This is a genomic window from Citrobacter sp. Cy070 (genome assembly GCF_030332245.1).
Taxonomy (GTDB): domain Bacteria; phylum Pseudomonadota; class Gammaproteobacteria; order Enterobacterales; family Enterobacteriaceae; genus Citrobacter; species Citrobacter youngae.
This window is the reverse complement of record NZ_JAOWIG010000064.1, coordinates 19,455-27,217: the sequence shown is the minus strand read 5'-3', so window position 1 is coordinate 27,217 and position 7,763 is coordinate 19,455. Positions and strand designations below refer to the sequence as shown.

15 protein-coding genes are annotated in these 7,763 nt (G+C 49.8%); 14 read left to right on the top strand and 1 reads right to left on the bottom strand.

Annotated elements, in window-relative coordinates; translation table 11 throughout:
- The 3 genes from tuf to bfr form a co-directional block, all read left to right on the top strand.
- A partial coding sequence (gene tuf, locus OGY19_RS10575; protein WP_127674166.1) for an elongation factor Tu occupies nucleotides 1–1,011 on the top strand: 1,011 nt, incomplete at its 5' end.
- 185 nt (nucleotides 1,012–1,196) lie between these two features.
- Nucleotides 1,197–1,391: a bacterioferritin-associated ferredoxin gene (bfd, locus tag OGY19_RS10570; RefSeq protein ID WP_003031111.1), complete on the top strand. Its 195-nt coding sequence runs from the start codon at nucleotides 1,197–1,199 to the stop codon at nucleotides 1,389–1,391.
- Between the two features lie 71 nt (nucleotides 1,392–1,462).
- The gene (gene bfr / locus OGY19_RS10565; RefSeq protein ID WP_040232010.1) at nucleotides 1,463–1,939 is read left to right on the top strand and encodes a bacterioferritin; all 477 of its coding nucleotides are present in this window, start codon (nucleotides 1,463–1,465) and stop codon (nucleotides 1,937–1,939) included.
- Here the strand turns inward: bfr and OGY19_RS10560 are convergent.
- Entirely contained in the window at nucleotides 1,936–2,403 is a 468-nt protein-coding gene (locus OGY19_RS10560) for a prepilin peptidase (RefSeq protein ID WP_115601377.1), read from the bottom strand. The genes bfr and OGY19_RS10560 overlap by 4 nt on opposite strands.
- Nucleotides 2,404–2,783: 380 nt before the next feature.
- On the opposite strand from OGY19_RS10560, the gene rpsJ reads away from it, so the two are divergent.
- From rpsJ to rpsQ, 11 genes are read left to right on the top strand one after another with little or no spacing between them, the layout of a single operon-like run.
- Nucleotides 2,784–3,095, top strand: coding sequence for a 30S ribosomal protein S10 (rpsJ, locus tag OGY19_RS10555; protein WP_001181005.1), 312 nt, complete (start codon nucleotides 2,784–2,786; stop codon nucleotides 3,093–3,095).
- Nucleotides 3,096–3,127: 32 nt separating this feature from the next.
- Nucleotides 3,128–3,757, top strand: a complete 630-nt coding sequence (gene rplC / locus OGY19_RS10550) for a 50S ribosomal protein L3 (protein ID WP_003031117.1) — start codon at nucleotides 3,128–3,130, stop codon at nucleotides 3,755–3,757.
- A 10-nt stretch (nucleotides 3,758–3,767) separates the two neighbouring features.
- On the top strand, nucleotides 3,768–4,373 hold the full coding sequence (rplD, locus tag OGY19_RS10545; protein ID WP_003031119.1) for a 50S ribosomal protein L4: 606 nt from the start codon (nucleotides 3,768–3,770) through the stop codon (nucleotides 4,371–4,373).
- On the top strand, nucleotides 4,370–4,672 hold the full coding sequence (gene rplW, locus OGY19_RS10540; RefSeq protein WP_000617546.1) for a 50S ribosomal protein L23: 303 nt from the start codon (nucleotides 4,370–4,372) through the stop codon (nucleotides 4,670–4,672). Before rplD ends, rplW begins: the two co-directional genes overlap by 4 nt.
- A 17-nt stretch (nucleotides 4,673–4,689) precedes the next feature.
- Nucleotides 4,690–5,511 (top strand): 50S ribosomal protein L2, encoded by an 822-nt coding sequence (gene rplB, locus OGY19_RS10535; protein WP_000301869.1) that lies wholly within the window; start codon nucleotides 4,690–4,692, stop codon nucleotides 5,509–5,511.
- 16 nt (nucleotides 5,512–5,527) lie between these two features.
- Nucleotides 5,528–5,806, top strand: a complete 279-nt coding sequence (gene rpsS, locus OGY19_RS10530) for a 30S ribosomal protein S19 (protein ID WP_001138115.1) — start codon at nucleotides 5,528–5,530, stop codon at nucleotides 5,804–5,806.
- 14 nt (nucleotides 5,807–5,820) lie between these two features.
- Nucleotides 5,821–6,153, top strand: coding sequence for a 50S ribosomal protein L22 (gene rplV, locus OGY19_RS10525; protein WP_000448832.1), 333 nt, complete (start codon nucleotides 5,821–5,823; stop codon nucleotides 6,151–6,153).
- A gap of 17 nt (nucleotides 6,154–6,170) precedes the next feature.
- Entirely contained in the window at nucleotides 6,171–6,872 is a 702-nt protein-coding gene (gene rpsC, locus OGY19_RS10520) for a 30S ribosomal protein S3 (protein WP_000529945.1), read from the top strand.
- Nucleotides 6,873–6,884: 12 nt separating this feature from the next.
- On the top strand, nucleotides 6,885–7,295 hold the full coding sequence (gene rplP / locus OGY19_RS10515; RefSeq protein ID WP_000941208.1) for a 50S ribosomal protein L16: 411 nt from the start codon (nucleotides 6,885–6,887) through the stop codon (nucleotides 7,293–7,295).
- Nucleotides 7,295–7,486, top strand: coding sequence for a 50S ribosomal protein L29 (gene rpmC, locus OGY19_RS10510; protein ID WP_000644742.1), 192 nt, complete (start codon nucleotides 7,295–7,297; stop codon nucleotides 7,484–7,486). The genes rplP and rpmC overlap by 1 nt, the downstream gene beginning before the upstream one ends.
- Nucleotides 7,486–7,740, top strand: a complete 255-nt coding sequence (gene rpsQ, locus OGY19_RS10505; protein WP_003031120.1) for a 30S ribosomal protein S17 — start codon at nucleotides 7,486–7,488, stop codon at nucleotides 7,738–7,740. The genes rpmC and rpsQ overlap by 1 nt, the downstream gene beginning before the upstream one ends.
- Nucleotides 7,741–7,763: the final 23 nt, after the last annotated feature.

Sequence of the window (7,763 nt, the reverse complement as noted above, 5' to 3'; positions counted from 1 at the left end):
CGTGGTATCACCATCAACACTTCTCACGTTGAATATGACACCCCGACTCGCCACTACGCACACGTAGACTGCCCGGGCCACGCCGACTATGTTAAAAACATGATCACTGGTGCTGCGCAGATGGACGGCGCGATCCTGGTTGTTGCTGCGACTGACGGCCCGATGCCGCAGACTCGTGAGCACATCCTGCTGGGTCGTCAGGTAGGCGTTCCGTACATCATCGTGTTCCTGAACAAATGCGACATGGTTGATGACGAAGAGCTGCTGGAACTGGTAGAAATGGAAGTTCGTGAACTTCTGTCTCAGTACGATTTCCCGGGCGACGACACTCCGATCGTTCGTGGTTCTGCTCTGAAAGCGCTGGAAGGCGAAGCAGAGTGGGAAGCGAAAATCATCGAACTGGCTGGCTTCCTGGATTCTTACATCCCGGAACCAGAACGTGCTATCGATAAGCCGTTCCTGCTGCCAATCGAAGACGTATTCTCCATCTCCGGTCGTGGTACCGTTGTTACCGGTCGTGTAGAACGCGGTATCATCAAAGTTGGTGAAGAAGTTGAAATCGTTGGTATCAAAGAGACTGCCAAGTCTACCTGTACTGGCGTTGAAATGTTCCGCAAACTGCTGGACGAAGGCCGTGCTGGTGAGAACGTTGGTGTTCTGTTGCGTGGTATCAAACGTGAAGAAATCGAACGTGGTCAGGTACTGGCTAAGCCGGGCTCTATCAAGCCGCACACCAAGTTCGAATCTGAAGTGTACATTCTGTCCAAAGACGAAGGCGGCCGTCATACTCCGTTCTTCAAAGGCTACCGTCCGCAGTTCTACTTCCGTACTACTGACGTGACGGGTACCATCGAACTGCCGGAAGGCGTAGAGATGGTAATGCCGGGCGACAACATCAAAATGGTTGTTACCCTGATCCACCCAATCGCGATGGATGACGGTCTGCGTTTCGCAATCCGTGAAGGCGGTCGTACTGTAGGTGCGGGCGTTGTTGCTAAAGTAATGAGCTAATTATTGATTAATTAGCTTTGAGCTTAAAAAGGGCGCTTAGGCGCCCTTTTTGCTGCCTGCAATTTAGTAGCTGTCATATTTATTCGCATTTTTTATTCATTCTCCCGCCGCGTAAATAGCGTTGTGCTATTGTAATCATAACTATTCTCATTTACACTTTGCGCAGAAATTGAACGGGAGCGATCATGTACGTTTGTTTGTGTAATGCGATAAGTGATAAAAAAATTCGTCAGGCTGTTCGCCAGTTTCACCCTCAGTCCTTTCAGCAATTACGTAAATTTATTCCTGTTGGAAATCAGTGCGGTAAGTGCATTCGTGCTGCCCGTGAAGTCATGCAGGATGAATTAACGCAAATGCCAGAATTTAAAGAGATCGCCTAAGTCACACTCTTTTTTTTGACATCCCTGTAGCCCCATCTACGCTCTAAGAGTGGAAGCGGAGGGACTATAAAATGAAAGGTGATGTTAAAATCATAAATTATCTCAATAAACTATTGGGAAATGAGCTTGTCGCAATCAACCAGTATTTTCTCCATGCCCGTATGTTTAAAAACTGGGGACTGACTCGCCTCAATGATGTTGAGTACCATGAATCAATAGATGAGATGAAACACGCTGATAAATATATTGAGCGTATTTTATTCTTAGAAGGTCTCCCAAACTTACAAGATCTAGGTAAGTTGGGGATTGGTGAAGATGTTGAAGAGATGCTGCAATCCGATCTTCGACTCGAGCTTGATGGTGCGAAAGATTTACGCGAAGCCATTGCTTACGCCGATAGCGTTCATGACTATGTTAGTCGGGACATGATGATTGAGATCCTGACCGAAGAAGAAGGGCATATCGATTGGCTCGAAACGGAGTTGGATCTGATTGGAAAACTTGGATTGCAAAACTATCTGCAATCGCAAATTAAGGTCAGCGACTAACCGCCCTGTATCAGATTTAGCCAGCAAACAACAAAACCCGCAGCCGCCAGATATGGCCCAAAAGGCAGCGGGTTTTTTAGTTTCTTTTTTCCATGCGTTATAAATGCTACACCTGTCATGCAGCAAGCCAGCCCGGCGGCAAGTAAGATCAACAGAGGTAATGAGTCCCATCGATGCCACGCGCCAAGTGCGGCGAGAAATTTTACGTCTCCATAGCCTAATCCTTCTTGATGCCATGCCAGGCGGTATCCCCAATAGAACAGAGAAAATACACCATACCCTGCAATGGCTCCCCAAAGTGCATCGGACAACTGTGTGGGGTTGCAACATTGATGAAAAAGAAGACCACTCCAGAGAAGAGGGCAGGTGAATTTGTCGGGCAATAGGCCAGTACGCAAATCCTGAACCCCAAGCAGTCCGGATAGAGAGATATAAATCAGCAAAAAGGGAAGTTCAGTATTCATGTCTCAATCCGGTGCGAGAAAGAGCTAACTATCAGGCAAGTAGCGCTAACTGCACAACGCCCGAATATCCATTTTGCTGACGTCTTTCCAGGGAATTTGCGCCGCGTAAAAGCGTATACAATCAGAGTGGAATAGCACTCGCATCTGCGTAAGAGTGATTAATTTCTACGCGGCACTTGCTTAAGACTGAGATTTACGTATAATGCGCGGGCTTGTCTAATATTGACAGCGGTTCGATATGAGCCACCGGTACTGCGAAAGCAATACCAGACAATGTTCCCAATCGGGGAACTCTGTAAGAACGGTTACACTCTCCCATCAATCGTAATGGGTTTGAGGAGTAACTATTTCGTCTATAAAATAATTGGAGCTCTGGTCTCATGCAGAACCAAAGAATCCGTATCCGTTTGAAAGCGTTTGATCATCGTCTGATCGATCAATCAACCGCGGAAATCGTCGAGACTGCCAAGCGCACTGGTGCGCAGGTTCGTGGTCCGATCCCGCTGCCGACCCGCAAAGAGCGTTTCACCGTTCTGATCTCCCCGCACGTCAACAAAGACGCGCGTGATCAGTACGAGATCCGTACTCACAAGCGTCTGGTTGACATCGTTGAGCCAACTGAAAAAACCGTTGATGCTCTGATGCGTCTGGACCTGGCTGCCGGTGTAGACGTGCAGATCAGCCTGGGTTAATCAGGTCATCGAGCGATTGAGAGGTTGATACAATGATTGGTTTAGTCGGTAAAAAAGTGGGTATGACCCGCATCTTCACTGAAGATGGCGTATCTATCCCAGTAACCGTTATCGAAGTTGAAGCAAACCGCGTTACTCAGGTTAAAGATCTGGCTAACGATGGCTATCGCGCTGTTCAGGTTACCACCGGTGCTAAAAAAGCTAACCGCGTAACTAAGCCGGAAGCTGGCCACTTTGCTAAAGCTGGCGTAGAAGCTGGCCGCGGCCTGTGGGAGTTCCGTCTGGCAGATGGTGAAGAATACACCGTTGGTCAGAACATTAGCGTTGAACTGTTTGCTGACGTTAAAAAAGTTGACGTAACCGGTACCTCTAAAGGTAAAGGTTTCGCTGGTACCGTTAAGCGCTGGAACTTCCGTACCCAGGACGCTACTCACGGTAACTCCTTGTCTCACCGCGTTCCGGGTTCTATCGGTCAGAACCAGACTCCGGGCAAAGTGTTCAAAGGCAAGAAAATGGCAGGTCAGCTGGGCAACGAACGTGTAACCGTTCAGAGCCTGGACGTAGTACGTGTTGACGCTGAGCGCAACCTGCTGCTGGTTAAAGGTGGTGTTCCGGGTGCGACCGGTTGCGACCTGATCGTTAAACCAGCTGTGAAGGCGTAAGGGGATAGCAATGGAATTAGTATTGAAAGACGCGCAGAGCGCGCTGACTGTTTCCGAAACTACCTTCGGTCGTGATTTCAACGAAGCGCTGGTTCACCAGGTTGTTGTTGCTTATGCAGCTGGTGCTCGTCAGGGTACTCGTGCTCAGAAGACTCGTGCTGAAGTAACTGGTTCAGGCAAAAAGCCGTGGCGCCAGAAAGGTACCGGCCGTGCGCGTTCAGGTTCTATCAAGAGCCCGATCTGGCGTTCAGGTGGCGTGACCTTCGCTGCTCGTCCACAGGACCACAGTCAAAAAGTAAACAAAAAGATGTACCGCGGCGCGCTGAAAAGCATTCTGTCCGAACTGGTACGTCAGGATCGTCTGATCGTTGTCGAATCATTCTCTGTTGAAGCGCCTAAAACTAAGCTGCTGGCACAGAAACTGAAAGACATGGCTCTGGAAGATGTGCTGATCATCACCGGTGAGCTGGACGAGAACCTGTTCCTGGCTGCGCGCAACCTGCACAAGGTTGACGTACGCGATGCAACTGGTATCGACCCGGTTAGCCTGATCGCCTTCGACAAAGTCGTAATGACTGCTGATGCTGTTAAGCAAGTTGAGGAGATGCTGGCATGATTCGTGAAGAACGTCTGCTGAAAGTGCTGCGCGCACCGCACGTTTCTGAAAAAGCGTCTACTGCGATGGAAAAAACTAACACCATCGTTCTCAAAGTTGCTAAAGACGCGACCAAAGCAGAAATCAAAGCTGCTGTGCAGAAACTGTTTGAAGTCGAAGTCGAAGTCGTTAACACCCTGGTAGTTAAAGGGAAAGTTAAACGTCACGGACAGCGTATCGGTCGTCGTAGCGACTGGAAAAAAGCTTACGTCACCCTGAAGGAAGGCCAGAATCTGGACTTCGTCGGCGGCGCTGAGTAAGTCGGAGGAGTAATACAATGGCAGTTGTTAAATGTAAACCGACATCTCCGGGTCGTCGCCACGTTGTTAAAGTGGTCAACCCAGAGCTGCACAAGGGCAAACCTTTTGCTCCGCTGGTTGAAAAAAACAGCAAATCCGGTGGTCGTAACAACAATGGCCGCATCACCACTCGTCACATCGGTGGTGGTCACAAGCAGGCTTATCGTATTGTTGACTTCAAACGCAACAAAGACGGTATCCCGGCAGTTGTTGAACGTCTTGAGTACGATCCGAACCGCTCCGCGAACATCGCGCTGGTTCTGTACAAAGACGGTGAACGCCGTTACATCCTGGCCCCTAAAGGCCTGAAAGCTGGCGACCAGATTCAGTCTGGCGTTGATGCTGCAATCAAAGCAGGTAACACCCTGCCGATGCGCAATATCCCGGTTGGTTCTACCGTTCATAACGTAGAAATGAAACCAGGTAAAGGCGGTCAGCTGGCACGTTCCGCTGGTACTTACGTTCAGATCGTTGCTCGTGATGGTGCTTATGTCACCCTGCGTCTGCGTTCTGGTGAAATGCGTAAAGTCGAAGCAGATTGCCGTGCAACTCTGGGCGAAGTTGGCAATGCTGAGCATATGCTGCGCGTTCTGGGTAAAGCAGGTGCTGCACGCTGGCGTGGTGTTCGTCCTACCGTTCGCGGTACTGCGATGAACCCAGTCGATCACCCACATGGTGGTGGTGAAGGTCGTAACTTTGGTAAGCACCCGGTAACTCCGTGGGGCGTTCAGACCAAAGGTAAGAAGACCCGCAGCAACAAGCGTACTGATAAATTCATCGTACGTCGCCGTAGCAAATAATTTTAGAGGATAAGCCATGCCACGTTCTCTCAAGAAAGGTCCTTTTATTGACCTGCACTTGCTGAAGAAGGTAGAGAAAGCGGTGGAAAGCGGAGACAAGAAGCCCCTGCGCACTTGGTCCCGTCGTTCAACGATCTTTCCTAACATGATCGGTTTGACCATCGCTGTCCATAATGGTCGTCAGCACGTTCCGGTATTTGTTTCCGACGAAATGGTCGGTCACAAACTGGGTGAATTCGCACCGACTCGTACTTATCGCGGCCACGCTGCTGATAAAAAAGCGAAGAAGAAATAAGGTAGGAGGAAGAGATGGAAACTTTAGCTCAACATCGCCATGCTCGTTCTTCTGCTCAGAAGGTTCGCCTTGTTGCAGACCTGATTCGCGGTAAGAAAGTGTCGCAGGCCCTTGATATTCTGACCTACACCAATAAGAAAGCGGCTGTACTGGTTAAGAAAGTCCTGGAATCTGCCATTGCTAACGCTGAACACAACGATGGCGCTGACATTGACGATCTGAAAGTTACGAAAATTTTCGTAGACGAAGGCCCGAGCATGAAGCGCATTATGCCGCGTGCAAAAGGTCGTGCAGATCGCATCCTGAAGCGCACCAGCCACATTACTGTGGTTGTGTCCGATCGCTGAGACTCTGGAGACTAGCAATGGGTCAGAAAGTACATCCTAATGGTATTCGCCTGGGTATTGTAAAACCATGGAACTCAACCTGGTTTGCGAACACCAAAGAATTCGCTGACAACCTGGACAGCGATTTTAAAGTACGTCAGTACCTGACTAAGGAACTGGCGAAAGCGTCTGTATCTCGTATCGTTATCGAGCGTCCGGCTAAGAGCATCCGTGTGACTATTCACACTGCTCGCCCGGGTATCGTTATCGGTAAGAAAGGCGAAGACGTAGAAAAACTGCGCAAAGTCGTAGCGGATATTGCTGGCGTTCCTGCTCAGATCAATATCGCCGAAGTGCGTAAGCCTGAACTGGACGCAAAATTGGTTGCTGACAGCATCACTTCTCAGCTGGAACGTCGCGTTATGTTCCGTCGTGCTATGAAGCGTGCTGTACAGAACGCAATGCGTCTGGGCGCTAAAGGTATCAAAGTTGAAGTTAGCGGCCGTCTGGGCGGCGCGGAAATCGCACGTACCGAATGGTACCGCGAAGGTCGCGTACCTCTGCACACTCTGCGTGCTGACATCGACTACAACACCTCTGAAGCGCACACCACTTACGGTGTAATCGGCGTTAAAGTGTGGATCTTCAAAGGCGAGATCCTGGGTGGTATGGCTGCTGTTGAACAACCGGAAAAACCGGCTGCTCAACCTAAAAAGCAGCAGCGTAAAGGCCGTAAATAAGGAGCGTCGCTGATGTTACAACCAAAGCGTACAAAATTCCGTAAAATGCACAAAGGCCGTAACCGCGGTCTGGCTGCTGGCGCGGATGTTAGCTTCGGCAGCTTCGGTCTGAAAGCTGTTGGCCGTGGTCGTCTGACTGCCCGTCAGATCGAAGCAGCACGTCGTGCTATGACCCGTGCAGTTAAGCGTCAAGGTAAGATCTGGATCCGTGTATTCCCGGACAAACCGATCACTGAAAAGCCGCTGGCAGTGCGTATGGGTAAAGGTAAAGGTAACGTAGAGTATTGGGTTGCCTTGATTCAGCCGGGTAAAGTCCTGTATGAAATGGACGGCGTACCGGAAGAGCTGGCCCGTGAAGCATTCAAGCTGGCAGCAGCGAAACTGCCGATTAAAACCACCTTTGTAACTAAGACGGTGATGTAATGAAAGCAAAAGAGCTGCGTGAGAAGAGTGTTGAAGAGCTGAACACCGAGCTGCTGAATCTGCTGCGTGAGCAGTTCAACCTGCGTATGCAGGCTGCAAGTGGCCAGCTGCAACAGTCTCACCTGTTGAAGCAAGTGCGTCGTGATGTCGCACGCGTTAAGACTTTACTGACTGAGAAGGCGGGTGCGTAATGACCGATAAAATCCGTACTCTGCAAGGTCGCGTTGTTAGCGATAAAATGGAGAAATCCATCGTTGTTGCTATCGAACGTTTTGTGAAACACCCGATCTACGGTAAATTCATTAAGCGTACGACCAAACTGCACGTACATGACGAGAACAACGAATGCGGTACTGGTGACGTGGTTGAAATCCGCGAATGCCGTCCGCTGTCCAAGACCAAGTCCTGGACGCTGGTTCGCGTTGTAGAGAAAGCCGTTCTGTAATACAGTAGGCATTCTCAACGAAT

What these genes read in the sequence shown, in the direction of transcription:
- bfd (WP_003031111.1), top strand. Translation starts at nt 1,197, where the DNA reads ATGTACGTTTGTTTGTGTAATGCGATAAGTGATAAAAAAATTCGTCAG.
- bfr (WP_040232010.1), top strand. Translation starts at nt 1,463, where the DNA reads ATGAAAGGTGATGTTAAAATCATAAATTATCTCAATAAACTATTGGGA.
- OGY19_RS10560 (WP_115601377.1), bottom strand. Translation starts at nt 2,403, where the DNA reads ATGAATACTGAACTTCCCTTTTTGCTGATTTATATCTCTCTATCCGGA.
- rpsJ (WP_001181005.1), top strand. Translation starts at nt 2,784, where the DNA reads ATGCAGAACCAAAGAATCCGTATCCGTTTGAAAGCGTTTGATCATCGT.
- rplC (WP_003031117.1), top strand. Translation starts at nt 3,128, where the DNA reads ATGATTGGTTTAGTCGGTAAAAAAGTGGGTATGACCCGCATCTTCACT.
- rplD (WP_003031119.1), top strand. Translation starts at nt 3,768, where the DNA reads ATGGAATTAGTATTGAAAGACGCGCAGAGCGCGCTGACTGTTTCCGAA.
- rplW (WP_000617546.1), top strand. Translation starts at nt 4,370, where the DNA reads ATGATTCGTGAAGAACGTCTGCTGAAAGTGCTGCGCGCACCGCACGTT.
- rplB (WP_000301869.1), top strand. Translation starts at nt 4,690, where the DNA reads ATGGCAGTTGTTAAATGTAAACCGACATCTCCGGGTCGTCGCCACGTT.
- rpsS (WP_001138115.1), top strand. Translation starts at nt 5,528, where the DNA reads ATGCCACGTTCTCTCAAGAAAGGTCCTTTTATTGACCTGCACTTGCTG.
- rplV (WP_000448832.1), top strand. Translation starts at nt 5,821, where the DNA reads ATGGAAACTTTAGCTCAACATCGCCATGCTCGTTCTTCTGCTCAGAAG.
- rpsC (WP_000529945.1), top strand. Translation starts at nt 6,171, where the DNA reads ATGGGTCAGAAAGTACATCCTAATGGTATTCGCCTGGGTATTGTAAAA.
- rplP (WP_000941208.1), top strand. Translation starts at nt 6,885, where the DNA reads ATGTTACAACCAAAGCGTACAAAATTCCGTAAAATGCACAAAGGCCGT.
- rpmC (WP_000644742.1), top strand. Translation starts at nt 7,295, where the DNA reads ATGAAAGCAAAAGAGCTGCGTGAGAAGAGTGTTGAAGAGCTGAACACC.
- rpsQ (WP_003031120.1), top strand. Translation starts at nt 7,486, where the DNA reads ATGACCGATAAAATCCGTACTCTGCAAGGTCGCGTTGTTAGCGATAAA.